The organism is Pseudomonas sp. Root401 (assembly GCF_001425105.1).
Taxonomy (GTDB): Bacteria; Pseudomonadota; Gammaproteobacteria; order Pseudomonadales; family Pseudomonadaceae; genus Aquipseudomonas; species Aquipseudomonas brassicacearum.
In genome coordinates this window covers 428,664-453,741 of the sequence record NZ_LMDO01000012.1, presented here as the reverse complement: position 1 = coordinate 453,741, position 25,078 = coordinate 428,664, and the positions used below count along the sequence as shown (strand labels likewise).

27 protein-coding genes and 2 pseudogenes are annotated in these 25,078 nt (G+C 61.8%); 12 read left to right on the top strand and 17 right to left on the bottom strand.

Translation table 11 applies throughout. The annotated features are described in order from the left end of the window. Window positions 1–34: 34 nt before the first annotated feature. Window positions 35–499 (top strand): TIGR02444 family protein, encoded by a 465-nt coding sequence (locus ASC85_RS11945; RefSeq protein ID WP_057449455.1) that lies wholly within the window; start codon window positions 35–37, stop codon window positions 497–499. Here the strand turns inward: ASC85_RS11945 and ASC85_RS11940 are convergent. Next, a complete protein-coding gene (locus ASC85_RS11940) occupies window positions 496–1,659 on the bottom strand; it encodes an AlgP family protein (protein WP_057449454.1) in 1,164 nt (387 codons plus the stop codon). The genes ASC85_RS11945 and ASC85_RS11940 overlap by 4 nt on opposite strands. 191 nt (window positions 1,660–1,850) lie before the next feature. Here ASC85_RS11940 and ASC85_RS11935 point away from each other — a divergent pair, with 191 nt between their 5' ends. Continuing rightward, complete coding sequence (locus tag ASC85_RS11935) at window positions 1,851–2,516, top strand: FKBP-type peptidyl-prolyl cis-trans isomerase (RefSeq protein ID WP_057449453.1); 666 nt, start codon at window positions 1,851–1,853, stop codon at window positions 2,514–2,516. A gap of 59 nt (window positions 2,517–2,575) precedes the next feature. Here the strand turns inward: ASC85_RS11935 and ASC85_RS11930 are convergent, their stop codons facing one another. From ASC85_RS11930 to ASC85_RS33040, 8 genes and pseudogenes are all read right to left on the bottom strand, one after another. Beyond that, entirely contained in the window at window positions 2,576–3,034 is a 459-nt protein-coding gene (locus ASC85_RS11930; RefSeq protein ID WP_003206770.1) for an Rsd/AlgQ family anti-sigma factor, read from the bottom strand. Between the two features lie 174 nt (window positions 3,035–3,208). Then, window positions 3,209–3,751 carry a disulfide bond formation protein B gene (locus tag ASC85_RS11925; protein WP_057449452.1) on the bottom strand — a complete coding sequence of 181 codons (543 nt, stop codon included), beginning with the start codon at window positions 3,749–3,751 and terminating at the stop codon, window positions 3,209–3,211. A 440-nt stretch (window positions 3,752–4,191) separates the two neighbouring features. After that, a complete protein-coding gene (locus ASC85_RS11920) occupies window positions 4,192–5,439 on the bottom strand; it encodes a heme biosynthesis protein HemY (protein WP_057449451.1) in 1,248 nt (415 codons plus the stop codon). Then, window positions 5,436–6,569, bottom strand: a complete 1,134-nt coding sequence (locus tag ASC85_RS33050) for a uroporphyrinogen-III C-methyltransferase (RefSeq protein ID WP_057449586.1) — start codon at window positions 6,567–6,569, stop codon at window positions 5,436–5,438. Before ASC85_RS33050 ends, ASC85_RS11920 begins: the two co-directional genes overlap by 4 nt. A 36-nt stretch (window positions 6,570–6,605) precedes the next feature. Further along, window positions 6,606–7,352, bottom strand: a pseudogene (locus tag ASC85_RS33045) (uroporphyrinogen-III synthase); the annotation flags it as partial. After that, a complete protein-coding gene (gene hemC / locus ASC85_RS11910) occupies window positions 7,349–8,290 on the bottom strand; it encodes a hydroxymethylbilane synthase (RefSeq protein WP_057449450.1) in 942 nt (313 codons plus the stop codon). The gene hemC and the pseudogene ASC85_RS33045, both read right to left, overlap by 4 nt. A 137-nt stretch (window positions 8,291–8,427) precedes the next feature. Next, a complete protein-coding gene (locus ASC85_RS11905) occupies window positions 8,428–9,174 on the bottom strand; it encodes a LytR/AlgR family response regulator transcription factor (protein ID WP_003206780.1) in 747 nt (248 codons plus the stop codon). After that, window positions 9,171–9,320, bottom strand: a pseudogene (locus ASC85_RS33040) (sensor histidine kinase); the annotation flags it as partial. The gene ASC85_RS11905 and the pseudogene ASC85_RS33040, both read right to left, overlap by 4 nt. A gap of 316 nt (window positions 9,321–9,636) precedes the next feature. Between ASC85_RS33040 and argH the strand changes: the two are divergent. Then, on the top strand, window positions 9,637–11,031 hold the full coding sequence (gene argH, locus ASC85_RS11900; protein ID WP_003206783.1) for an argininosuccinate lyase: 1,395 nt from the start codon (window positions 9,637–9,639) through the stop codon (window positions 11,029–11,031). A 121-nt stretch (window positions 11,032–11,152) separates the two neighbouring features. Here the strand turns inward: argH and ASC85_RS11895 are convergent, their stop codons facing one another. Continuing rightward, window positions 11,153–11,812, bottom strand: coding sequence for a glutathione S-transferase family protein (locus tag ASC85_RS11895; RefSeq protein ID WP_057449449.1), 660 nt, complete (start codon window positions 11,810–11,812; stop codon window positions 11,153–11,155). Between the two features lie 124 nt (window positions 11,813–11,936). On the opposite strand from ASC85_RS11895, the gene ASC85_RS11890 reads away from it, so the two are divergent. The 3 genes from ASC85_RS11890 (at window position 11,937) to ASC85_RS11880 (ending at window position 15,772) form a co-directional block, all read left to right on the top strand. Further along, window positions 11,937–12,221 carry a hypothetical protein gene (locus tag ASC85_RS11890; RefSeq protein ID WP_046065760.1) on the top strand — a complete coding sequence of 95 codons (285 nt, stop codon included), beginning with the start codon at window positions 11,937–11,939 and terminating at the stop codon, window positions 12,219–12,221. 292 nt (window positions 12,222–12,513) lie between these two features. Then, window positions 12,514–12,759, top strand: a complete 246-nt coding sequence (locus ASC85_RS11885; protein ID WP_003206789.1) for a TIGR02647 family protein — start codon at window positions 12,514–12,516, stop codon at window positions 12,757–12,759. 169 nt (window positions 12,760–12,928) lie between these two features. Then, on the top strand, window positions 12,929–15,772 hold the full coding sequence (locus ASC85_RS11880) for a class I adenylate cyclase (protein ID WP_057449448.1): 2,844 nt from the start codon (window positions 12,929–12,931) through the stop codon (window positions 15,770–15,772). Window positions 15,773–15,779: 7 nt separating this feature from the next. Here the strand turns inward: ASC85_RS11880 and rnk are convergent, their stop codons facing one another. The 3 genes from rnk to cyaY all read right to left on the bottom strand — a co-directional run bounded on the left by rnk (window position 15,780) and on the right by cyaY (window position 16,955). Continuing rightward, window positions 15,780–16,190 (bottom strand): nucleoside diphosphate kinase regulator, encoded by a 411-nt coding sequence (gene rnk / locus ASC85_RS11875; protein WP_014340819.1) that lies wholly within the window; start codon window positions 16,188–16,190, stop codon window positions 15,780–15,782. A 212-nt stretch (window positions 16,191–16,402) separates the two neighbouring features. Then, window positions 16,403–16,618, bottom strand: coding sequence for a DUF1289 domain-containing protein (locus ASC85_RS31115; protein WP_082534366.1), 216 nt, complete (start codon window positions 16,616–16,618; stop codon window positions 16,403–16,405). Between the two features lie 4 nt (window positions 16,619–16,622). Next, the gene (gene cyaY, locus ASC85_RS11870; RefSeq protein ID WP_057449447.1) at window positions 16,623–16,955 is read right to left on the bottom strand and encodes an iron donor protein CyaY; all 333 of its coding nucleotides are present in this window, start codon (window positions 16,953–16,955) and stop codon (window positions 16,623–16,625) included. A gap of 185 nt (window positions 16,956–17,140) precedes the next feature. On the opposite strand from cyaY, the gene lptM reads away from it, so the two are divergent. The 6 genes from lptM to ASC85_RS11845 are packed head-to-tail and all read left to right on the top strand — an operon-like array spanning window position 17,141 to window position 21,745. Then, the gene (gene lptM, locus ASC85_RS31105) at window positions 17,141–17,314 is read left to right on the top strand and encodes an LPS translocon maturation chaperone LptM (RefSeq protein WP_013694543.1); all 174 of its coding nucleotides are present in this window, start codon (window positions 17,141–17,143) and stop codon (window positions 17,312–17,314) included. Between the two features lie 9 nt (window positions 17,315–17,323). Further along, window positions 17,324–18,571, top strand: coding sequence for a diaminopimelate decarboxylase (gene lysA, locus ASC85_RS11865; protein ID WP_018605421.1), 1,248 nt, complete (start codon window positions 17,324–17,326; stop codon window positions 18,569–18,571). A gap of 4 nt (window positions 18,572–18,575) precedes the next feature. Further along, a complete protein-coding gene (gene dapF, locus ASC85_RS11860; RefSeq protein ID WP_057449446.1) occupies window positions 18,576–19,406 on the top strand; it encodes a diaminopimelate epimerase in 831 nt (276 codons plus the stop codon). Between the two features lie 13 nt (window positions 19,407–19,419). Beyond that, window positions 19,420–20,142, top strand: a complete 723-nt coding sequence (locus tag ASC85_RS11855; protein WP_003206807.1) for a DUF484 family protein — start codon at window positions 19,420–19,422, stop codon at window positions 20,140–20,142. Window positions 20,143–20,144: 2 nt separating this feature from the next. Further along, window positions 20,145–21,044, top strand: a complete 900-nt coding sequence (xerC, locus tag ASC85_RS11850) for a tyrosine recombinase XerC (protein WP_003206809.1) — start codon at window positions 20,145–20,147, stop codon at window positions 21,042–21,044. Further along, entirely contained in the window at window positions 21,041–21,745 is a 705-nt protein-coding gene (locus ASC85_RS11845; protein ID WP_057449445.1) for an HAD family hydrolase, read from the top strand. Before xerC ends, ASC85_RS11845 begins: the two co-directional genes overlap by 4 nt. A 339-nt stretch (window positions 21,746–22,084) precedes the next feature. Here the strand turns inward: ASC85_RS11845 and sutA are convergent, their stop codons facing one another. The 4 genes from sutA to glnK all read right to left on the bottom strand — a co-directional run bounded on the left by sutA (window position 22,085) and on the right by glnK (window position 24,855). Then, the gene (gene sutA, locus ASC85_RS11840) at window positions 22,085–22,408 is read right to left on the bottom strand and encodes a transcriptional regulator SutA (RefSeq protein WP_057449444.1); all 324 of its coding nucleotides are present in this window, start codon (window positions 22,406–22,408) and stop codon (window positions 22,085–22,087) included. A gap of 102 nt (window positions 22,409–22,510) precedes the next feature. Next, a complete protein-coding gene (locus tag ASC85_RS11835; RefSeq protein WP_057449585.1) occupies window positions 22,511–22,936 on the bottom strand; it encodes a secondary thiamine-phosphate synthase enzyme YjbQ in 426 nt (141 codons plus the stop codon). 212 nt (window positions 22,937–23,148) lie between these two features. Then, window positions 23,149–24,483, bottom strand: a complete 1,335-nt coding sequence (locus ASC85_RS11830; RefSeq protein ID WP_053190072.1) for an ammonium transporter — start codon at window positions 24,481–24,483, stop codon at window positions 23,149–23,151. Between the two features lie 33 nt (window positions 24,484–24,516). Then, window positions 24,517–24,855: a P-II family nitrogen regulator gene (glnK, locus tag ASC85_RS11825; protein WP_002555808.1), complete on the bottom strand. Its 339-nt coding sequence runs from the start codon at window positions 24,853–24,855 to the stop codon at window positions 24,517–24,519. Window positions 24,856–25,078: the final 223 nt, after the last annotated feature.

Genomic DNA, 25,078 nt, shown 5'->3' with positions numbered 1-25,078 from the left:
ACCAGCTTCGCTCGCAACTGGCGCGAGTAGCACGATGTCCCCAGACCTGTGGAGCTTTTCCCTCGACCTCTATGCCAAGCCTGGCGTAGAGCCTGCCTGCCTGGCGTCACAAGACGCCGGCGCCAACGTCTGCCTGCTGCTTTGTGGCCTGTGGCTGGCGCAGCGCGGCGTGGCCTGCAATGAACACAGGCTGCAGCAGCTTCGACTATTGGCCGAGCCGTGGGATGCCGAGGTGGTGCGGCCACTGCGCACGCTTCGCAGCCAATGGAAAACCAGCACCCTTCAGGACGCGGCACTCGATAGCCTGCGCGAGCAGGTCAAGCAACTGGAATTGGCAGCCGAACGGCAATTGCTGGAGCGATTGGACGCGCTGGCCAAGGATTGGCCCGGGGCACAACAGAACGATTCAGAGCAATGGCTGCAAGGGCTGGCGGCGAATGCCGGGCCAGCGAGCCGCGACGCGCTGCATCAGCTGCGCGTCGCGGTGTCCGGCACTTAGGAAGCGCTGGTTGGGGTGCTGCTGGTGCTCGGCGCAACGGCAGCGGATGGGCTGGTCGCCGCGGCCGGAGTGCTGGCGGTTGGAGCCGGTGCCGCGGTCGGAGCCGGTGTCGCTGGCTTGACGGCTGGCGCAGTCGCAGGTTTTGCAGCGACTGGCTTTTTCACGGCAGGCTTGGCCGCTGGCTTGGCAGCAGGTTTTGCAGCAGGTTTTGCAGCGGCCGGCTTCGCGACAGCTGGCTTGGCAGCCGGTTTTGCCGCTGCCGGTTTGGCGGCGGGTTTAGCCACTGCTTTGGCGGGCGCTTTGGCAGCGACTGGCTTGGCAGCCGTTTTCGCTGCAGGCTTGGCCGCAGCAGTTTTGGTTGCTGCTGGCTTGGCAGCAGGCTTGGCCGCAGCAGGTTTTGCAGTGGCTTTTACCGCCGCTTTGGCAGCAGGTTTAGCGGCAGCGGTTTTCGTCGCGGCAGGTTTGGCGGCGGCGGTTTTAGCGGCAGGTTTTGCAGCAGGTTTTGCAGCAGCTTTTACAGCGGGCTTGGCGGCAGCAGGTTTAGCGGCCGCCGTTTTTGCGGCAGGCTTGGCCGCCGCTTTGACGACTGGTTTTTTTGCCGCAGGTTTTGCAGCACTGGCAGCGACCGGTTTGGCAGCAGGCTTGCTGGCAGCTTTTGCCGGTGCTTTCGCCGCAGGCTTGGCAGCGACTTTGGCCGGAGCTTTTGCCGCGACGGGTTTAGCCGCCGGCTTCTTGGCCGATACAGCGGCAGGCTTGGCAGCACGAAGCGTCAGCGCCTTGCCTGCGGCTTCCTGCACGCGACCGACACCTTGGGCCAGTTTCAGGCTTTCCTGGGCATCACGCTTGAGTTGCAGAATGTAGGTGCGGGTCTCGGACTGACGATCCTTCAAGGCATCGAGCAGGTCTTCGAGTTCTTTCACTACATCTTTGGCCTTGGCTTGTGCCTTGGCCTTGCCAGCGGAGGCTGCGTCTTGCAATTTGGTGCGCGACTTGTGCAGTTTTTCCTGCGCTTTGCCGCGTTGTTTTTCAAGTTTGGCGAGCAGTTTTTCAGCATCAGCCAGGGCTTGGGAGCAGGCATTTTCCAGATGTTCGAGCAAGCTGCCCGAGAGTTGTTGGAGCAAGTGCAACGGAGTGTTTACAGGCTTCTTGGTGGCCGACATGGTTTACCTCCTGACTGACGTGAGTGCGGCTCATACTAGACCTCTGCTTCAACCGCCGCTAGGGCATGTTGACAGTACACAAGACGTTGCGTTGCAAGGGACGAAAAATCTTCTGCGCCAGTGCCTTGGCAATCCACCTCTACAGATATCGGCACTGGCATAATTCCTCGATTCGAGGCCGGAGAGCACACATGTCGCGTCACCTGTTTTTATTCCTGTGCATGGCTTGCTCCACGGTCCAGGCCGTTGAAAAAACCAGCGCAAACGATGCCCACGATTTGGCTTACAGCCTGGGCGCAAGCCTTGGCGAACGCCTGCGCCAGGACGTGCCGGACCTGCAGATCAAGGCCTTGGTCGAAGGATTGCAACAGGCCTACCTGGGCAAGCCGCTGGCCCTCAAGGATGAACGCATCGAACAGATCCTGGCCGAGCACCAGGCACAACTGAATTCGCAATCGACGACGCCGCAGATCGAAGCCGCGTTGAAAACGGAGCAGAAATTTCTCAACGAAGAAAAGAACCGTCCCGGCGTCCAGCAACTCGCAGACGGCATCCTGCTGACCGAGATCAAGCCCGGCCACGGCGCGAAGGCCGGTCCTCACGGCAAAGTCCAGGTGCTGTATACCGGTCGATTGCCGGACGGTACCGTATTCGACTCCAACCACCAGGCCCAGTGGTTCAACCTCGACAGTGTGATTGACGGCTGGCGCAGTGCGTTGCCGCAAATGCCGGTAGGCGCAAAATGGCGGCTGGTGATTCCATCGACCCTGGCCTATGGCGCCGAAGGGGCGGGAGATGTGATCCCGCCGTACACGCCACTGGTGTTTGAAATCGAATTGCTGGGCGCGACGACCTGACGCGGGCCCAATAAAAAACGGTGCGCAATGCGCACCGTTTTTTCATGACCGCGAAACCCTCAGGCCTGGACCGCGGCTTCTTCCTTGTGAGCGTTGTGCAGCACTTCGATCAGGCAGTCTTCCAGTTCGAAACGTTCGTGCAGCAAGCCGCCCAGCTCCTTGAATTTTTCCGCTACGCACTTGCCTTCATCGCACAGGTCGTTGAACGCCAGCAGCTTTTCGGTGATGACGTCGATGCGCGGGTAGATCTGCTCGGCCAGTTCCAGGCCGCGCTTGTCGTTGAAGGCCTTGGCCTCGCCCGTCAGTTGTTCGTAGATCTCGAAATGACCGGCAGACACATAGTCGACCAGCACACCGCAGAACTCCTGCAAGGGTTTGCGGCTTTCGCTCAGCGCTTCAGGCTTATCGCCAAGGGCATCGTAGGCCCGAACCAGCTCGTGACGCTCCTGCAACCAGCGATCGATCAGCAGATGCACCCCACCCCAGCGTTCCTGAGCATTCTGACAACTTTCGAGCATGGTGATTTCTTCCCTTGTGAGTCATGCCACTCGCAGCCTGTGCACGCCTGATGATCAGGGACAAGCCAGACACAACATGATCGAGCGGCACAATTCCAATAACACGTGCGGGCCAGATTATGCCCGCACGACAATGGCTTCAAGGTACGCAGGAGATAAAGTTCATACAAGTGTTTAATCCACGGCCCGGAGCATCTGCGACGTATCGCCGCTGAGCGGTCGTACCAGAGCACTCCGGGCAAGGCGCAGCAGCAGATAGGTCATCGCACTGGACACCGCGAGAAAAAACAACAGGCTCCATTCGGGAATACTCAGGTCGAACAGCGTCCAGGTGATATTCGCGCAATCGGCCGCGCCGTCGAGGACGCGATGCAACGCACACCACCACGAGTCCACCAGCTTGGGCTGGGCAATACAATCAGGAAACGGCTCGAACGAATGGCTTTGCATCAAGACCTGACGCCATGCCAGGGTCATTCCCCCCGTCGCAAAAACCAACCCTGCCGAACCATAGAAGAGACTGCCTCTCTGACCTGGACCGTGTACGCATGCCACAAGGCTGTTCGCCAGGAACAGCATCAGGCACAACCGCTGCAAGACACACAGGCTGCAAGGCGTCAGGCCGACCGAATATTCCAGATAAGTGGCGATGCCCAAAGCCAGGGCTGCGGCGATGGAAGCCATGAAAAACAAGAAGCGTGAGCTGGCCAAAGACATGGCGGTTCCGTAACAGAAGAGACAAGCAGTTACGGTAGAGGAAAGCCCTCGGGCCTTTCAAGGCAGGTCCGCGCAGACACTTCACCAGGGATGTAGGGAATTCCCGACAGGCCAAAGAGGATTCAGCGCGATGGGCTGTAGGACTTTACTGAAGCCATGACCAAAGCCCCAAAACCGGACCGGTATTCGCCCCCTCTCTTTCAAGGTTTACACATACCTGTGGCAAGCAAGCTTGCTCCCGCCGGGTGCATGCAGGAGCTGTGTAGGGGCTGTGTAGGAGCTGTGTAGGAGCTGTCGAGTGCAACGAGGCTGCGATCTTTTCCCTAATACTTGAATCTCAAGCGAAAGATCAAAGATCAAAGATCAAAAGATCGCAGCCTTCGGCAGCTCCTACAGGGCATCAGCCGAGCGAGAGCAAGCGCCCTCTCCACTATGCCCTCTCAAGTGGACAACACCTGAGCCGGAACCGGCAACGGCGCGGCCAGCAGGCGCTCGTCCAACAGCCCCAACCCCTCTTGGAACAACTGATTGCTGCGCTCGGCATCTCCCAGCTGCGCCAGCAATCGCGCCAGTTCAGCACAGGCTTCGGGGTTGCGTTGGACGCGCAGGCTGCTTTCCAGATAGTCCCGCGCCTTGCCCCACAAACTGCTCTGCAGGCATAGGCGCCCCAGGGTCAGCAGCAGGCTTGGATCGGCCGGATGATCCTTGAGCCAGCCTTCGGCTGTTTGCAACTGGCGGATCGGATCATTGCCCCGCACCAACCCGTAGAGGCGCGCCAGATGGCTGTCATAATGACGCTTGAGCGCATTTCGCAGCACCTCTTCGGCCTCGACCTGAGCCCCCAACTGGCGCAACTGCTCGGCATAGGCCAACACCAGCGCCGACTCCTGGCGTTGCGCGGAGGTCAGTTGTTGCCAGGCGCGATTGAGCGACTGCAAACCGACGCTGCCGTCCTCCTCACGGTGGGCTGCCAGGCTGAGGTTCTCACCCCAGGCGCGACGTTCCAGTTCCGCCAGTTCAGCCGGCGGCAGGACCTTGTCCTTGCGCAGCTCCGGCAACAGCCGGATCACCGCCGACCAGTCGCCGCGCTGCTGATGCAGGCGTTGCAGTTGGCGCAGGACCTGGACGTTATGGGGATGACGCTCATGCATGGCCTGCAGCGTGGTCAATGCACCGTCGGTATCGCCTCGGTCCGTCTGCAATTGTGCGTGCGTCAGGGCAATGGCCAGTTCCGCCTGGGGCTGACGCTCCAGAGCGCGCTCGAGCAAGCTGTCGCTCTGCTCGTAAAGACCTTGTTCGTTGGCCGCACGGGCGGCGCCGAGGTAATACAGCAGCGGCTGGCGCTCGGCTTCGGCGGCACGATGCAGGTGTCGTTGGGCACTGGCCCAGCGACCTTCGGCCAGGTCCAACTGGCCATGCTCGATCGCCACTTGCACCCGCCGGCTGCGGTTGCGCCGCGACCACGGGTTGACCACGCCACTCGACGTAGTCACCAGCCCGATCAGCGCCCTCAGGCCTCGCCACACCAGCCAGAGCACCGCCACCAGTGCCAGGGTGACCCACAGGCCCGCTTCATAACGAAAGTTCTTGTACGCCACCAGCACGTAACCCGAATGCTCGGCAATCGCCACGCCCAGCAAAGCAGCGGCAGCAATGACCACGAACAGAATCACGTAGAGACGCTTCATGGCGTGGCCTCCTGCGCGCCAGGCGCGGGCAGCGGCTTGACCGATTCCTGGGCATTGAGGTTGCGGCGCTCAAGGTAAGCCTGGACGCTGCTCAGCGTGCCCGTCAGGTCCGGGGTGACCACCGTCACCGGCTGCTTGGACAGCTCACCCACGCGTTCGAGCATGATCTTGCTTTGCGGGTTGTCCTGGTTGAAGTTGTTCTTCAACACGTCCCGGGCCTCGGCCAGCGCCTGGGTGTAGACCGGCGCCTGACCATTGAGGGCGGCCCATTGCGCCTGCTCCAGCGCCAGGCTCAAGGCCAGGCGCACTTGCACCAGGCTTTGCCCGGCCAGCAGCGGACGAACATTCTCATCGGCGTTGAAGTCGATACGGATATAGCGCGAGATCTGGTCCCACCACTGTGCCCAACGACTGGCGCCATCGCCGTCGGCGGTCAGGCCCAGCAGGGATTCACCGCGGTCCTTGTACTCGGGCGCCAGCTCAGTCAGTTCCAGGACCTGGTCACGCAAGGCCCCCAGTTGCAGGAACAGCCCGGTGCGATCCGGTTGTTCGGTGCTGCGCAATGCGGCGAGGGTCTTGGCCAGTTGCTCGCGAGCGGCGAACGAGCCGGGGTCGTTCTGCTCGCGCAGGATTTCGTCCGCCCCCTGGACCAGCGCCTGGGCACTGTTGATGTCCTGCAGGGCGGAAAGACGCAGGCTGGCCAGGCGCAACAGGTGCTCGGCCTCGGCCAGGCGCCAATCCTTGCGGCTGGCACCGAGCACGGTTTCCAGGCGCTGGTTCAGGTGCTGCTGGTCACTTTGCAACTGGGCCACCAGGCGCCGCCGCTCCTCCAGCTCTTCGGCCGGAGGCAATTGCGCCAGGCGCTCGCTCAGGCGTTGCTCGTTGAGCTTGAGGCTCTGGGCCTGGTCATTCAGTGCCTGGACCTGGGCTGACTGCTGCTGGTTGTTGGTTTGCAGGTGACGCACCTGCCACACGCCCCAACCGCCCACGGCCACGCCGGCGGCCCCGAGTAGCAATGCAACAATGGCCAACCCGTTGCCGCGACGCGGCGCCACCGGGGGCGGAGTTTCAACCGGCGCATCGATCGCTGGCTGGTCTAGATCTTCTTTTGGCAAGGCTGTTTCGCTCACGTATCCATCCTTTGCATTAGAAAACGGCACGGAGTGTTCCCGTAACGCCGCCAGCAAAGCCGCGGCATTGGCGCCACGACAATCCACAACTGTTCGGGCCCCGGCGGCACGCGCCATCTCGGCAACCCTTGGGCTTGGAACAAACAACGGTAACCGCGCCAGGGCCGGCCACGCATCGCCGGCCAGCCGCTGCAGATGCTCGAAGCCCTGCCCACTGCTGACCACCAGTGCGTTCAAGCGTTCCGCTTCGACTTTCGCCGGTAACGCCCCTTCGCCGTAGTCGGGCAAGTGGCGACGGTACAATTCCAGATAATCGACACTAGCACCTTGCTCGCGCAAACGCTCTGCCAGCAAGCCACGCCCGCCCTCGCCCCGCACGATCAACACCTTGGGGTCGGGCCGCGCAACAGCCTGGCGCAAGACCAAGTGTTCCAGCAAGGCTTCGCTGTCATCGCCGTTATCGGGATAAAACACCGTGAGACCGGCATCGACGAGAATCTGCCCGGTGGCCGCACCCACGCTGAACCATGGTTGGTCTGGAGGCTGGGGCCAGTATTGGTGCAGCAACTCGACGCACAGGCGTGCGGCCGGTTTGCTGACGACGATCACGGCAGAGTATTGGTCCAGCGCCTGGAATATCGCCCGCCCGGCATCGGACAGCGGGACCGGCTCGATATCCAGCAAGGGCAGACTGCTGCTGTAGACCCCCGCTTCGGCCAGGACAGCCGCCAGCGCCGACGACTCGTCCGCCGGCCGGGTGAGCAGCAGCCGCCACCCCGTCACGTGTGGCCGGCCTCGCCGTAGACCGCCTTGAGAATGTCGGCGGCGCCCTGGCTCAACAGGTCTTCGGCCACCCGCACGCCCAACGCCTCGGCATCGTGGCGCGGCGCCCGGGCTTCAGCGCTGAGCAGCCGGCCACCGTTGGGATCGCCCACCAGCCCGCGCAACCAGACCTGTTCGCCTTCCAGCACGGCGTAACAGGCGATCGGCACTTGGCAACCGCCATTGAGGTGTTTGTTGAGGGCGCGTTCGGCGAATACCCGCGTGGCGGTGTCTTCATGGTGCAGCGGCGCCAGCAAGGCGTGGATGTCGCTGTCGGCGCTGCGGCACTCGATGCCCACCGCCCCTTGTCCACCGGCCGGCAGGCTGTCGTCGACGCTGATGGCCGAGGTGATGCGATCTTCAAAGCCCAGGCGGATCAGGCCGGCGGCGGCGAGGATGATCGCGTCGTACTCACCGGCATCGAGCTTGGCCAGCCGCGTGTTGACGTTACCGCGCAGGAAACGGATTTGCAGGTCCGGACGGCGAGTCAGCAACTGTGCCTGGCGACGCAGGCTGGAAGTACCGACCACGCTCCCGGCAGGCAGTGTTTCCAGACTGGAAAACGTGTTGGAGACGAACGCATCGCGTGGGTCTTCCCGCTCGCAGATGCAAAACAGGCCCAGGCCTTCGGGGAAGTCCATGGGCACGTCTTTCATCGAATGCACGGCGATGTCGGCTTCGTTGTCCAGCAACGCGGTTTCCAGTTCCTTGACGAACAGGCCCTTGCCGCCGATCTTCGACAGCGGCGAATCCAGCAGCTTGTCACCGCGACTGACCATGGGCACCAGGGTCACGATCAGGCCGGGATGGGCCGCTTCCAGGCGGGCTTTGACGTATTCGGCCTGCCAGAGGGCCAAGGCACTTTTACGGGTGGCGATGCGGATCTCGCGAGGGGACATGGATCAATCCGTACTTAAAAGATACGGCAGATAATAACAGCTCAGCCAAAACCGCTTTGATTTGAATCACGACCCCAAGGCCTCCCTGGCCGCCAAATCCTCGAAATGAAACGCATCGAACGCCTTGGACCGCCGCATTAAAGCTGCTGCATCATCTTGCGCACGCCGGCCACGTGCCGTCGGCTGACAATCAGCGCATCGCCATTGAGGCCCTTGAGGAACAGTTGGAAATGCCCGAGGGGGGTACGTTGCAAACGCTCGATACGTTCACGGGCCACGAGGGCGTTGCGGTGGATGCGTACGAAACGCTCGCCGAACTCGTCTTCGAGGGCCTTGAGTGGCTCATCCAACAACACCTCGCCACTCTCATGGCGCAAGGTCACGTATTTGTGGTCGGCAATGAAATAGACCACCTGGTTCAACGGGATCAGCTCGATGCCTTTGCGGGTGCGCGCACTGATATGGCTGCGCGGGCCGCTGCCGCTTTCGGCGGCCGGACGGGTCAGCGCTGCCAGTTGCACGCGGTTGGGTCGCTCGGCCTTGCGCAAGGCTTCGAGCAACGCCTCGGCCGCCACCGGCTTGACCAGGTAGCCCACGGCGCCGGCCTGTAGCACTTCGGGTGGGAAATCGTCCCGGGTGGTACAGAACACCACCGCTGGCGGCGACTCTCGTTCGCACAACTTCGCCGCAACCTGCAGACCGTCCAGGCCAGGCATGCGAATGTCGAGCAGCACGATATCCGGCTTGTGGCTGTCAATAAGGGCCAATGCCTCTTCGCCATTGGTGGCGCTCGGCTCCAGGACACTGTAACCCTCGAGCTCGCCAACCATTCGGCTCAGGCGCTCGCGGGCCAGTGGTTCGTCATCAACGATCAGGACATTCATATTGCGCTGGATTCCTGCGTGAGTCTCGCACAAGGATAGCGTAGACAGGGGACGTGACATCCGTCACGGCGATCCACGCTAAGACTCGTTCGAGGGCCAAAAAGTGCCGCGAGGCGGTTGCCTATCTTTACCAGCGCTTGCCGACCGATGCCCGAGGCCCGTTGTCGCACGGCGTCGCCGTAGGGATTGTTAACTGTCGATCTGACCAATATGAGCACCCCCTTCTTATCTATATCCGCTGCGCCATGGGTGGAAAAAGCAAAAGTCCTACAGTCCACTGTAGACGGTTGCCACGACGATATTGCTCAATCGAAAAATATCGTTGCGGGAAAACCCGGTTGGATCCCAGGCTTGCATCGAAAAAACCTGCCGACCAGTGCCAGCGCCAGTCCCGGCAACCCTGCTATCATCCGCCGCAGCCTTTAACCGCTATTTTTTCCACAGCCGATCACGAGCGAATTCATGAGCACTGACAAGACCAATCAGTCCTGGGGCGGCCGCTTCAGTGAACCCGTCGACGCCTTCGTCGCCCGCTTCACCGCCTCCGTCAACTTTGACCAGCGCCTGTATCGCCACGACATCATGGGCTCGATCGCCCACGCCACCATGCTGGCCAAGGTCGGCGTGCTGACCGATGCCGAGCGCGACAGCATCATCGACGGCCTGAAGACCATCCAGGCTGAAATCGAGGCCGGCCAGTTCGACTGGCGCGTCGACCTTGAAGACGTGCACATGAACATCGAAGCGCGCCTGACCGACCGCATCGGCGTGACGGGCAAGAAACTGCACACCGGCCGCAGCCGCAACGACCAGGTCGCCACCGACATCCGCCTGTGGTTGCGCGATGAGATCGACCTGATCCTGGCCGAAATCACTCGCCTGCAAAAAGGCCTGCTGGAGCAAGCCGAGCGCGAGGCCGAGAGCATCATGCCGGGCTTCACGCACCTGCAAACCGCCCAACCTGTAACGTTTGGGCATCACATGCTGGCCTGGTTCGAAATGCTCAGCCGCGACTACGAGCGCCTGGTGGACTGCCGCAAGCGCACCAACCGCATGCCCCTGGGCAGCGCCGCGCTGGCCGGCACCACGTACCCGATCGATCGTGAATACACCGCGCAGTTGCTGGGCTTCGACGCCGTGGGCGGCAACTCGCTGGATAACGTCTCGGACCGCGATTTCGCCATCGAATTCTGCGCCGCCGCGAGCATCGCGATGATGCACCTGTCGCGCTTCTCCGAAGAGCTGGTGCTGTGGACCAGTGCGCAATTCCAGTTCATTGACCTGCCGGACCGCTTCTGCACCGGCAGCTCGATCATGCCGCAAAAGAAAAACCCTGACGTGCCGGAACTGGTACGGGGCAAGAGTGGCCGGGTGTTCGGCGCATTGATGGGCCTGCTGACCTTGATGAAAGGCCAGCCGCTGGCCTACAACAAGGACAACCAGGAAGACAAGGAACCGCTGTTCGACGCCGCCGACACCTTGCGCGACTCGCTGCGGGCCTTCGCCGACATGATCCCGGCCATCAAGCCCAAGCATGCAGTGATGCGCGAAGCGGCCCTGCGCGGCTTCTCCACCGCCACGGACCTGGCCGATTACCTGGTGCGCCGTGGCCTGCCGTTCCGCGACTGCCACGAGATCGTCGGTCATGCCGTGAAGTACGGCGTGGACAGTGGCAAGGATCTGGCGGAAATGAGCCTGGACGAACTGCGCCGGTTCAGCGACCAGATCGAACAGGACGTGTTTGCCGTGCTGACCCTCGAAGGCTCGGTCAATGCCCGCGACCACATCGGCGGCACCGCGCCGGCGCAGGTCAAGGCAGCCGTGGTACGCGGCCAGGCGTTGCTCGCCAGCCGCTAAAAGCATCGCGAGCAAGCTCGCTCCCACACTGGATCTCCATGTTCACAGAATATGTGCTCACTGAAGATCTACTGTGGGAGCGAGCCTGCTCGCGAAGGCGTCCTTCAAGACGCTATAAAAATCACTTCTTGGCAGCGATCATCGCCAAAAACGCCGGCATCGCCGCCTCTCTATCCGCCGCAATCCGCTGCACATGCGGATTCTGCTCCAAGCGCTCGATCAGCGCCTTGGCCGCCGGCATGTCTGCCAGCAGGTCGATATCGAACAGTTTCCTGCCCACCTGGAGGGCCAGCGAAACGCTGTAGAAGAAATACAGGTCGGCAATACTCAGGCTATCACCCGCCACATAGGGCGAGAATTTGCCGTGCCTGGCCAGTGACGCGAACCCCAGCAGCAATTCGGCCTTGGTCTTTTCCTTGATGGCCTCGGGCACCGACATGCCGAAAAATGCCTCGGCAAAGCAAGCCCGCGCCGGCAGCTCGATGTACAACTCGATTTCCCTGCACAAGGCCAATACCTGGGCCCGCTCGAACGGGTCACTGGGCAGCAAGGCCTTGCCTGGTTGGGTTTGTTCGATGTACTCGAGGATCACGCTGGTTTCGTTGATAAACCCCTGCTCGGTTTTCAACACCGGCACCTTCCCGCGCGGGCTGATGGCCCACGCTTCGGGGGTCTGGTTGGGGTAAAACGGCACTTCTTCGAAGGGCAGGCCCTTCTCCAACAGCGCCAGTTTGACCATGTTGTAATAGTTACTGACAGAGAAACCATAAAGCTCGAGCATTACAAAGCCTCCAGGCCGTGCGGGGTTGGCAGCCTTGGGTTATAGACCGCCGGGGCATTTCTTGCCAGGCGCATCACGCCGCTGAATACAGGTAAACTGGCGACCTTTCTCACAGGAGCCTGCCATGAGCGAGCCAACCGACATCGACAACGACGAAGAAGAATTCGTCGAGAACACGCTGATCCAGGCCATCGAAAACCAGATAGAAAGTGACAATCCGCCTGCGGCCAAGGCCACGTTCAACAAGTTGACCCTGGTCGGTTATGAGCGCGAAGAAATCCTCAACCTGATGGCCCATGTGCTGGCGGTGGAGATCGATGCGATCCTGGAAGAAGATCGCCCGTTCAATACCCAGTGGTACGAAGCCGCATTGCGCGCCTTGCCTGAGTTGCCGCCGGAAAAGAACTGAACGGCGCTTGCTCCCCGCTCGGCTGCGCCCTGTAGGAGCTGAGCTGTGTAGGAGCTGTGTAGGAGCTGTCGAGTGCAACGAGGCTGCGATCTTTCCCCTGACAATTGAGTCTGGAGCGAAAGATCAAAAGATCGCAGCCTTCGGCAGCTCCTATACAGTTCCTACACAGCTCCTACGGACCACAGAGAATCGCTTTAAACAAAAAAGCATGACACTGAGACTGGACAGCTCGGCCGAGTGCGCTCACCTTAGTGACGCTGTCGACCAAATTCCTAGAAAGTCTGGAGTCCTTATGTCGCTTACCCCTGAGCTGGTTGCCGAACTGGAAATCCTTGCACTCTTCAACCTGGACAGTTCCCAGGAAGGCCTGAAAATTCATCAGACCGCTGCCCCTAAAGCGATTGCCGCTGCCCAACGCCTGTTCGAAAAAGAACTGATCACCCAGCCCGACGGTGGTTACCTGACAAGCCTGGGCCGAGATGCCGCCCAAAACGTCCAAACCGTCCTGACGATACTCAGCGTGCAAGAAGCCGCCTGATCCCCCCTGTCGCCCACGGGAATCTCCTTTACGGGATTTCCGCAGGCGCACGGGTGCCTTGCGTAAAAAACCGGCATCCGAATTCCGTTTTCAGCTTAAGAATTCCCAAGATCGGGCGCTAACCTGCCATCACCCCCACGTTCGACGCCGCGAGCCGGTTTGAGCTGACATGACCCGCAATCACGAAATACGCCCCGATCTGGACGAGGGAATCGACCGCAAAGTCCTGAGCCAGCTGCGCGCACGTTTTCTCAAGCTCAACACCGTGCGGATGGAGCGCGCCCTCGAAGGCCTGTCGCCGCGCCAGCAAGGCGTGCTGACGTTGCTGCCGCTGTTCTTCCACGTCAACCATCCGCTGCTGCCCGGCTACGTTTCCGGCAGCACGCCTGCCGGGCTGTCGAACTACGAGCCTGACGCCAATATCCTTGCCGAAGCCCAGCGGCTGACCCGTTCGTTTTCCTACAAGCCCCGGCACGGGAGCAACCCGCCACGACCGATCCTTGGCCTGTTCCTGATGGGCAGCCTCGGCACCCTGGCCCAAGCCGACCAGAGCGACATGGACGTGTGGGTGTGCCACGGGCCGGACCTGAGCGACGATGAACTGGCCGAGCTGCGCAAGAAATGCCAGTTGCTGGAGATCTGGGCCGCGACCCAGGGCGCCGAAGCCCACTTTTTCCTGATCGACCCGGCGCGTTTCGTACGGGGCGACCGTGACAACCAGCTCAGTTCCGACGATTGCGGCACGACCCAGCATTACCTGCTGCTGGACGAGTTCTACCGCACCGCGATCTGGCTGGCCGGGCGCACGCCGATCTGGTGGCTGGTGCCGGTCTATGAAGAAGAGAACTATGAGCAATACACCCATACGTTGATGTCCAAGCGTTTCATTCGAGCGGATGAAACCCTGGACCTGGGGCACCTGGCCTACATTCCGCCAGGCGAATTCGTCGGTGCCGGGCTCTGGCAGTTGTTCAAAGGTATCGAGTCGCCCTACAAGTCCGTACTCAAGCTGCTGCTGACCGAGGTCTATGCCAGCGAACACCCGAATGTTCGCTGCCTGAGCCTGCGCTTCAAACAGGCCGTGTTTGCCAATCGCCTGGACCTCGAAGAGCTGGATCCGTACATGCTGGTCTACCGCCGCATCGAGGAATACCTCAATGCCCGCGGCGAATCCGAACGCCTGGAGTTGATCCGCCGCGCGCTGTACTTGAAGGTCAATCGCAAACTCACCGGCCAGGTACGCAGTAGCGGCTGGCAACGGGTGCTGCTCGAGCGACTGGCCCGGGAATGGGGCTGGGACCAGCGTCAACTGGCGCTGCTGGACAGCCGCAGCCAATGGAAAGTCCGCCAGGTCAGCCACGAGCGACGGGCCCTGGTCAACGAACTCACCCACAGCTACCGCTTCCTGACCCAGTTCGCCCGCACCGAGAAAACCGTCAGCCTGATCAACAAGCGCGACCTCAACGTGCTTGGCCGGCGGCTGTACGCAGCCTTCGAACGCAAGGCCGACAAGGTCGAGTTCATCAACCCTGGCATCGCGCCGGACCTGGCCGAAGACACCCTGACGCTGGTCCAGTCTCCCAACAGGAAAGAACCGGGGCAGAACCAGTGGGCGCTTTACAACGGCAGCCTCAACGCCCTGGAGTGGGAGAACTTCGCGCCGATCAAGCGCTGCCGCGAGCTGCTGGAACTGCTGACCTGGTGCCATCGCAACGGCGTGATCGACAGCAGCACGCGCCTGGCGCTGCACCCAGGCGACAGCGACCTGAGCGAGTTCGAACTGTTCAACCTGCTGGGCAGCCTGCAACAGTCCATCGCCCTACCCTTGACCACGGTGGATGAAGCACAGTTGCTGCGCGCCAGCGTGCCCAGCGAAGTGCTGATCCTGGTGAACGTCGGCGTCGACCCGCTCAAGCACCACCGCGACCTGAATATCCTGATGACCACCGAGCGCACCGACTCCCTGAGCTATGCAGGGGTCCGGGAAAACCTGGTGCTGACCCTCGACCAGGTCACGCTCAACAGCTGGAATGAGGTGCTGGTCAACCGTTTTGACGGCGAACACGCCCTGCTCGACTGCCTGCGCGATTACCTCAACGACCTGCCCGTTACCCAGCGCCAGCCGCGCTTGCAGGTGCGCTGTTTCTGCCACAACCGCGCCCAATTCATTGCGCGGCGCGTGGAGGAAGTCATCGACACGGCGCAGACCCTGCTGCTGAGCAGGCTCAATCACCGCTATCTGCTTCAGGTCCAGCAGCACTATCACGTGCTGGAGCTGGTGCCCGGCCAGGTCAATCACGTGGCGCTGGGCAGCCTGTCGGCGCTGATGGATTACCTGGGCGAGGAACTGACGGCCTACAGCCCCTTGCACCTGGACCCGATGGCCCTGGAGGACCACGACCTGGCGCTGATCCTGCCCATGGGCCAGCCCGAGTGCATCCAGGTGTTCTACCGCGTCGACGAAGACGAGGCCGATCTGTACGTGCTCGATGAGTTCAACGCACTGTGGCAACAACACGTGCCTTATCACGACGAACAAAGCCTGCTGGTGCCGCTGCAACGTTTTTTGCAATCGGTACTGTACCGTCGCGACGCCCTGCTGCCGCTGGATGCCGCCCAGCCGCTGACCCTGGAAACCCTGTACTACCAGTTATTGCCCTCAGGCAGCGGCCGGGCGCGCCGGATCGAAGCGCGGCAAGCCCCGCAGATGCTGGTCAACAAGCCGTTCTATGACGTGCAGGCGATCATCGGCAAAGCGGCGCACGGGCAGGTGCACGTCACCCTGTACTGCGATCAGCAGGAGTTTTCCGAACTGGAGCATGGCGACCAACTGTTCCGCGTGGTCGCCAGGGAGATCGTCGAACAGCGCAGCGAAGCCCAGCGCTATCGCTGCTACATCACCGACCTGGATCTTTCGGGCCTGGTGGGCGACGGCGCCTGTTCAAGCAATTTGTACCTGCGCTACAAGGCCGATCTGGAACGCGCCCTGAACGAGGCATTGAACCAGGTCTGAGACGGGTTCAGAACGCGCAGTCGCCACCATTGACCGGCTGCGACTCGACCTCCAGCAACGTCAGCTTCAGCGTCTTGCCACCCGGGGCCGGCCAGTCGATGTGCTGGCCGACCTTAAGGCCCAGCAACGCACTGCCCACTGGCGCCAGGATCGAGATCCGGCCTTCGTCGGCATTTGCGTCCTGTGGATAAACCAGCGTCAGGTGATAGTCCTTGCCGCTGCTTTCTTCGCGGCAGTGCACGCGCGAGTTCATGGTCACGACATCGGCAGGCACTTCTTCGTGGCCCACCACGTTCTCGGCGCGATCCAGTTCGGTTTGCAGTGCAATCACGCCCGGCAGCGTTTCATCAAGGCTGTCGATCAGGCGTTCCAGACGCTGTACGTCCAGACGGGTAAGGGTGATGGAAGGTGCGGTCATGATCCTGGCAGACTCCTTTCTTCTGCACAAAAAAAGCAAAACCCCGCCACAAAAAGGCGGGGTTTTCACGGGCCTCGATGGATTGAGGCGTAACCGGACACTATCAGTAGGAGCTGACGAGTGCAACGAGGCTGCGATCCTGACCCGGGCAATTGAGCTTTAAGCGAAAACCGCAAAGACCAAGACCAAAAGATCGCAGCCTTCGGCAGCTCCTAGAGGGATTTGCGTTTAGCCGCCTCGGCGCAGATGACCCGCCGACGCTCGTCGTCGGCCGAGCGCCATTCGCGGATATGTTCCACGTGGCGCGAACATCCGAGGCAGACCTTCTGTTCATCCAGTTTGCACACGCCGGTACACGGCGATGGCACGGCCGGGCTGACGTTGCTGTAGAGCGGCTTGGGTGGCCGTAGCGGGGCGGTCTGGCTCACGCCGTCACAGGCCTTCGAAATCGAGTTCCACGTCAGCCTGCTGCTTGACGATGCGCTCGAGCATTTCGCCCAGTTGCTCTTCGCTCTTGTCGCACATCCAACGCTCGCTTTCTTCGTCGTAGTCGAAGTGAAAGCCACCGGAGACCGCCGCCAGCCACAATTGCCGCAACGGCTCCTGGCGACTGAAAATCAGCTGGCTGCCGTTCTCGAACTTGACGGTGAGCACACCGGCAGAGACTTCCAGGTCAATGTCCAGGCCACTGTCATCGAACACATCCTCCAGCGTTTGCTGGGTCGCATCGACCAGATCGTGGAAACGGGCTTCAGTCAAACTCATTGCGGCAACCTCGAAAATGTCTGCTCATGCTCAAGCGCCGCAAGATACGGACGCTTCCCGGCGATTGCAAAGGATATACCCACTGACGACCACCAGCGCCGCCGGACGGGCGCCCCGTTGCATAGGCAAGCTGACGGGTGGCCGGTATACTCCGGCGCAATTAAAGCATTTTCAAGGATTTCGCCATGAAGCGCCTGATCTCTTCCCTTGCTGCGCTCGTCGCGGTTGCCTGCCTCGTGACAGCCTGTGGTCAAAAAGGTCCGCTGTACCTGCCTGATGACAGCAAGTCCCCTGAAGAACAGGCCAAGTCGTCGCAAGCCAAATCCCACTCGCACGATACCCATACCACCACTTACTAAGGGAACGCCATGGACGCTTTTAACTACCGTGGCGGGGAGCTGTTCGCGGAAGGGGTTGCCCTGTCCGCGATCGCCGAACGTTTCGGCACGCCGACCTATGTCTATTCCCGCGCCCACATCGAAGCCCAGTACCGGACGTTCGCCGATGCCCTCGAGGGCATGCCGCACCTGGTGTGTTTCGCTGTAAAAGCCAACTCCAACCTGGGTGTGCTCAATGTCCTGGCGCGCCTGGGCGCCGGTTTCGACATCGTCTCCGGTGGCGAGCTTGAGCGTGTGCTGGCCGCTGGCGGCAGCGCCGACAAGATCGTGTTCTCCGGTGTCGGCAAGACCCGTGAAGACATGCGCCGCGCCCTGGAAGTTGGCGTGCACTGCTTCAACATCGAGTCCACCGACGAACTGGAGCGCCTGCAAATCGTCGCCGCCGAGCTGGGCGTCCGCGCGCCGGTCTCCCTGCGCGTGAACCCGGACGTCGACGCTGGCACCCACCCGTACATTTCCACCGGTCTCAAGGAAAACAAGTTCGGCATCGCCATTGCCGACGCCGAAGACGTGTACGTGCGCGCCGCCCAACTGCCGAACCTGGAAGTATTGGGTGTCGATTGCCACATCGGCTCGCAACTGACCACCCTGGAACCCTTCATCGATGCCCTCGACCGCCTGCTGGCGCTGGTCGATCGCCTCGGCGATTGCGGCATCTACCTGCGCCACATCGACCTCGGCGGCGGTGTCGGCGTGCGCTATCGCGATGAAGAGCCGCCACTGGTGGCCGACTACATCAAGGCCGTGCGTGAGCGCCTCGACGGGCGCGACCTGGCGCTGATGTTCGAACCGGGCCGCTACATCGTCGCCAACGCCGGCGTGCTGCTGACCCAGGTCGAATACCTCAAGCACACCGAGCACAAGGACTTCGCCATCGTCGATGCGGCGATGAACGACCTGATCCGCCCGGCGCTGTACCAGGCCTGGATGGACGTCACCGCCGTGCGCCCTCGCGATACCGCGGCCCGCAGCTACGACATCGTCGGGCCGATCTGCGAAACCGGTGACTTCCTGGCCAAGGGTCGGGAGCTGGCGCTGGAAGAAGGCGATCTGCTGGCCGTGCATTCGGCCGGTGCCTACGGGTTTGTCATGAGTTCCAACTACAACACCCGCGGCCGCTGCGCCGAGGTGCTGGTGGACGGTGATCAGGCATTTGAAGTGCGTCGCCGCGAGACGGTAGCCGAGTTGTTTGCCGGCGAAAGCCTGCTGCCGGAGTAAAACCATGCTGCTGCGTTTTACCAAGATGCACGGCCTGGGCAATGACTTCATGGTCCTCGACCTGGTCAGCCAGCACGCGCATATCCTACCCAAGCACGCCAAGCAATGGGGGGACCGGCACACCGGTATCGGTTTCGACCAATTGTTGATCGTCGAGGCACCCAATAACCCGGACGTGGATTTCCGTTATCGGATCTTCAACGCCGACGGTTCGGAAGTGGAGCAATGCGGCAATGGCGCGCGCTGCTTCGCCCGCTTCGTGCTGGACAAACGCCTGACCGCCAAGCGGCAGATCCGCGTCGAGACCAAGAGCGGCATCATCGAACTGGATGTACGCAGCGACGGCCAGATCGGCGTCAACATGGGCGCTCCGCGCCTGGTACCGGCGGACATCCCCTTCCAGGCACCGGCCCAGGCCTTGAGCTATCAGGTGGACGTCGACGGCGCCATGGTGGAACTGGCAGCGGTTTCCATGGGCAACCCCCACGCCGTGCTGCGCGTGGCCGATATCAACAGTGCCCCGGTGCATGAGCTGGGGCCGAAAATCGAGCATCATCCGCGCTTCCCGGCGCGAGTGAACGTCGGTTTCCTGCAAGTCATCGACCGCCACCGCGCACAACTGCGCGTCTGGGAACGCGGCGCCGGGGAAACCCAGGCCTGCGGTACTGGCGCCTGTGCGGCCGCAGTCGCTGCGATCAGCCAGGGGTGGATGGATTCGCCGTTGTTGATCGACCTGCCCGGCGGGCGCCTGTCCATCGAATGGGCAGGCCCTGGCCAACCGGTGATGATGACCGGCCCGGCAGTGCGCGTATACGAAGGACAAGTTCGTCTTTGAGTGAGCCAAACCCATGACCGACCAGCCACAGGTTCCAGCCCCACAGCCCGACGAATCCCCCAGCCTGCCGGAAACCGCAGCCGTGGCGGCTTACCTGGAGGCTCATCCGGACTTCTTCGTCGAGCATGAAGAACTGCTCGCGACGATGCGCATCCCCCACCGGCGCGGCGATACCGTGTCGCTGGTGGAACACCAGATGAAAATCCTGCGCGAGCGCAACATCGAAATGCGCCATCGTCTTTCGCACCTGATGGACGTGGCTCGGGACAACGACCGACTGTTCGACAAGACCCGTCGGCTGATCCTGGCCCTGATGGACGCCAGCACCCTCGAAGACCTGGTCATGAGCGTAGAAGACAGCCTGCGCCAGGATTTCCAGGTGCCCTTTGTCAGCCTGATCCTGTTCGGCGACAACGCCATGCCGGTGGGCCGCTGGGTGACCCACGCCGAAGCGCAGACGGCCATCGGCGGCCTGCTCACGGAAGACAAAAGCGTCAGCGGCAGCCTGCGCGAGCATGAGCTGGACTTCCTGTTCGGCGAAGAACAGCGCAAGCAGATCGGCTCCACCGCCGTCGTCGCCATCGCCCACCAGGGCGTGCACGGCGTGCTGGCCATCGCCAGCCGCGATCCGCAGCACTACAAAAGTTCGGTGGGCACGCTGTTCTTGAGCTACATCGCCGAAGTCACCGGCCGGGTGCTGCCACGGGTTGCCGGTTCGCTGCGCTCGGTACGCTGAGGATGGAACGGCAACTGGACGCCTACTGCGAACATCTGCGCAGTGAGCGCCAGGTGTCGCCCCACACGCTGTCGGCCTATCGCCGCGACCTGGAAAAAGTGCTGGGCTGGTGCCAGAAGCAGAACATCGGCAGCTGGGCGGCCCTGGACATCCAGCGCTTGCGCAGCCTGATCGCCCGCCTGCATCAACAAGGGCAATCCTCCCGCAGCCTGGCGCGCCTGTTGTCCGCAGTACGCGGCCTGTATCACTACCTCAACCGCGAAGGATTGTGCGATCACGACCCGGCCACCGGCCTGGCACCGCCCAAGGGCGAGCGCCGATTGCCAAAGACCCTCGACACCGACCGCGCCCTGCAACTGCTCGAAGGCGCCGTCGAGGATGACTTCCTGGCCCGGCGTGACCAGGCGATTCTCGAGCTGTTCTATTCTTCCGGCCTGCGGCTTTCTGAGCTGACGGGGCTTAACCTGGATCAACTGGACCTGGCCGATGGCATGGTCCAGGTGCTCGGCAAGGGCAGCAAGACCCGCCTGCTGCCCGTCGGCCGCAAGGCCCGTGAAGCCCTGGAGCAATGGCTGCCGCTGCGGGCGCTGACCAACCCCGCCGACGACGCGGTCTTCGTCAGCCAACAGGGGCGGCGCCTCGGCCCGCGGGCGATTCAGTTGCGGGTCAAGGCTGCCGGCGAACGGGAGCTGGGACAGAACCTGCACCCGCACATGCTCCGGCACTCCTTCGCCAGCCATCTGCTGGAGTCCTCCCAGGACCTGCGCGCCGTTCAAGAGCTGCTGGGGCACTCGGACATCAAGACCACCCAGATCTACACCCACCTGGATTTCCAGCACCTGGCGACGGTCTATGACAGTGCCCATCCCAGGGCCAAACGCATCAAGGGCGACGAATCATGACCATCGAGCTGATCACTTTCGACCTGGACGACACCCTGTGGGACACCGCCCCGGTGATCGCCAGCGCCGAAGCCATACTCCGCCAATGGCTGACCGACAACGCGCCGAACCTGGGCGGCGTGCCAGTGGAGCACCTTTTTTCGATTCGCGAACAAGTGCTGAGCGAGGAGCCTGGGCTGAAGCACCGCATCAGTGCCCTGCGCCGACGGGTGCTGTTTCGAGCCCTGCAAGAAGCCGGCTACGACCAGTGGCAAGCCTCTGAGCTGGCGGACCAGGCCTTCGAGACATTCCTGCACGCCCGTCATCAACTGGAGATTTTCCCCGAGGTACAGCCCACCCTGGAGATCCTGGCCAATCATTTCGCCCTCGGTGTGGTCACCAATGGCAACGCCGACGTGCGGCGCCTGGGGCTGGCGGACTATTTCAAGTTCGCCTTGTGCGCCGAAGACATCGGCATCGCCAAGCCTGACGCCCGACTGTTCCACGAAGCCCTGCAACGCGGCGGCGCCACGGCGCAGACCGCCGTGCACATTGGCGATCACCCGGGCGACGACATCGCCGGCGCCCAACAGGCCGGCCTGCGCGCGGTGTGGTTCAACCCGGCAGGCAAACCCTGGAATGCCGACCACGCGCCGGATGCAGAAATCCGCAGCCTGACCGAACTGCCAGGGTTATTGGCAGGGTGGCATCGCCAGCGCTGATCCCCTCCCTGTAGCCACTACAGCCCTCTGTGGGAGCGAGCTTGCTCGCGAAGACGGCGGCACATCCAGCATTGATGTGACGGATAAGCCGCTATCGCGAGCAGGCTCGCTCCCACCCTGGACCTGTTGTGCCCTGAGGCTCTGCGCCAGGCACAAAACCCTGTGGGAGCGAGCTTGCTCGCGAAGGCGGCGGCCCATCCAGCATTGATGTGACGGATAAGCCGCTATCGCGAGCAGGCTCGCTCCCACAGGGGCTGCGCCTGGCCTGGGGATGGAATCGCACCCATGAAAAAGCCCGCAGCGACGGCGGGCTTTTTCAGCAAGCAATGAAGCCGATACTCAGATAGGGCGGCTGCCGTACTTGTTGTCAGGCTTCTTGGGCGGATCAGCGACCACGTTGGCCTCCACTTCCTGCACCTTACCGCCCCTGGCCAGGAATTCCTCCATGGCCTTGGCGAGCGCATCACGCTCCTTGTTCTTGGCCTCTACGCTCGGCAACTCGTCGACCGAAACGGCCGCCTTGGCCTTGCCTTTGGCGGTAGGAACCGGAACATCGGGCCCATCGTCGTCGGCAACGTCTTCCGCCGCCGCTTCAAGGCCTTCTTCGGTCTCGTCTTCGTCGCCTACTTCGAGGTCGTCGTTTTCCAGATCATCGTCGCTCATGTTCTACCTCATGACTTGCGAAAAGCAGATTAGTTATAGCCCAGCTTCGCCATCTGTTCGAAGGCTGCCAGAAAAAATTCAACATCCGCCGGCAATCAGCGGTTACGCCCCATCACCGTACAAGGTGGCGAGGACTTTACGAGCACCGCCGTGATCACGGTGCTCGCCCAGATAAACACCTTGCCAGGTACCCAATGCCAGCCGTCCCGCCGTGACCGGCAGGCTGATCTGACAACCGAGCACACTGGCCTTGAAGTGCGCCGGGAGGTCGTCCAGGCCTTCGTCGTTGTGCTCATAGTCGGCGGTTCCTTGTGGGATTAGCCGATTGAAAAATCGTTCGAAGTCTCGACGCACCGCCGGATCGGCGTTCTCGTTGATGGTCAACGAAGCCGAGGTATGCTGCAGCCACAGATGCAACAGACCGACACGACACGCCTGGAGTTCAGGCATGCCGGCAAGCAACTCGTCCGTCACCAGATGAAAGCCCCGAGGCCTTGCCCGCAGGGTTATCAGCGTCTGTTGCCACATACAGATCTCCGCACGTTCGGCGCGCATTCTAGCGCGCTCTGGGAAAAAACAAAGGGCCTAATATTCTTGCTTCGGTGTAAGCCTTTGGCGGTATAAAAACCCATGTCGCATCCACAACAAAAGGCGTCGGAAAAACCGCTGCACCTTGTGAGCAATGACAAATTCCAGACAAAAAAATGCCCGGCGAACCGGGCATTTTTTATTGCGCGTGCTTACAGGTTGTAACCACGCTCGTTGTGCTGGGCCAGGTCCAGGCCCACGGCTTCTTCTTCCTCGGTGACACGCAGACCCATGACGGCGTCCAGGACCTTGAGGATGATGAAGGTGACGATCGCGGTGTAGACCACCGTGAACGCCACGCCTTTGAACTGAATCCACACTTGCGCGCCGATATCGGTCACGGTGCCGAAGCCACCCAGTGCCGGTGCTGCGAACACACCGGTCAGGATCGCGCCGAGGATACCGCCGATGCCATGCACGCCGAAGGCGTCCAGGGAGTCGTCATAGCCGAGCTTGCGCTTGAGGGTGGTGGCGCAGAAGAAGCACACCACGCCCGCCGCCAGGCCGATGACCAGGGCGCCCATCGGGCCCACGGTGCCGGCAGCCGGGGTGATTGCAACCAGGCCCGCCACCACGCCCGAGGCGATGCCCAGTGCGCTTGGCTTGCCGTGGGTGATCCACTCGGCAAACATCCAGCCCAGCGCCGCCGCAGCGGTGGCGATCTGGGTCACCAGCATCGCCATGCCGGCAGTGCCGTTGGCGGCGACAGCGGAACCGGCGTTGAAACCGAACCAGCCGACCCACAGCATGGCCGCGCCCATCAGGGTGTAACCCAGGTTATGCGGTGCCATTGGCGTGGTCGGGAAGCCTTTGCGCTTGCCCAGTACCAGGCACGCCACCAGGCCGGCGATACCGGCGTTGATGTGCACCACGGTGCCACCGGCGAAGTCCAGCACGCCCCAATCCCACAGCAGGCCGCCGTTACCGGACCAGACCATGTGGGCAATCGGTGCATACACCAGGGTGAACCACACGCCCATGAAGATCAGCATGGCGGAGAACTTCATCCGCTCGGCAAATGCGCCGACGATCAGGGCCGGGGTGATGATGGCGAAAGTCATCTGGAAGGTGATGAACACCGCTTCAGGGAACAGCGCCGCCGGGCCGGTCAGGCTGGCTGGCGTGACGCCTGCCAAGAAAGCTTTGCCGAAACCGCCGATGAAGGAATTGAAGTTGACGACGCCCTGCTCCATACCGGTGGTGTCGAACGCGATGCTGTAGCCATAGATGACCCACAGGACGCTGATCAGACCGGTAATGGCAAAGCACTGCATCATCACGGAAAGAAGGTTTTTCGACCGAACCATACCGCCGTAGAACAGCGCCAGGCCAGGGATGGTCATGAACAGTACAAGAATCGTGGCCGTGAGCATCCAGGCGGTGTCGCCGGAGTTCAGGACTGGGGCTGCCGCTTCTTCTGCCATGGCCAGGCCAGGCATTGCGAAGGACAACAGGGCTCCTAGCCCTGCGAATTTACGCAGAGTCATATTGTTTTCTCCTGGGGCGTTGGGTTTGGCGGCTTAGATGGCGTCGGTATCGGTTTCGCCGGTACGGATGCGGATAGCCTGTTCCAGATTGACCACAAAGATCTTCCCGTCACCGATCTTGCCGGTGTTGGCGGCCTTGGTGATTGCCTCGATCACCCGGTCAAGATCCTTGTCGTCAATGGCGACATCGATCTTCACCTTGGGCAGGAAATCGACCACGTATTCCGCGCCGCGATACAGCTCGGTGTGACCTTTCTGCCGACCGAAGCCTTTGACCTCAGTAACGGTAATGCCCTGCACGCCGATCTCGGACAACGACTCGCGCACGTCGTCCAACTTGAACGGCTTGATGATGGCAGTGACTAGCTTCATGAAACTTTCTCCCGAATTGGTGGACTTGCCCCAGGAAAACAAACCCGACTCAAGTCTAAGCGCAGTGCCTGGCTTTGTAACGCGTCGTCGGCCCAAGTTGCCCGACAGGTGCCAGTTAACCGATCCTGACGAAACTCCCCGTTCCGCCTGCTGCACTGCATTCGTCACAGCGACTGCATCAGTGCATGGGTCATCAGCCTCTAAGCAGAAACCTTGCCATCTG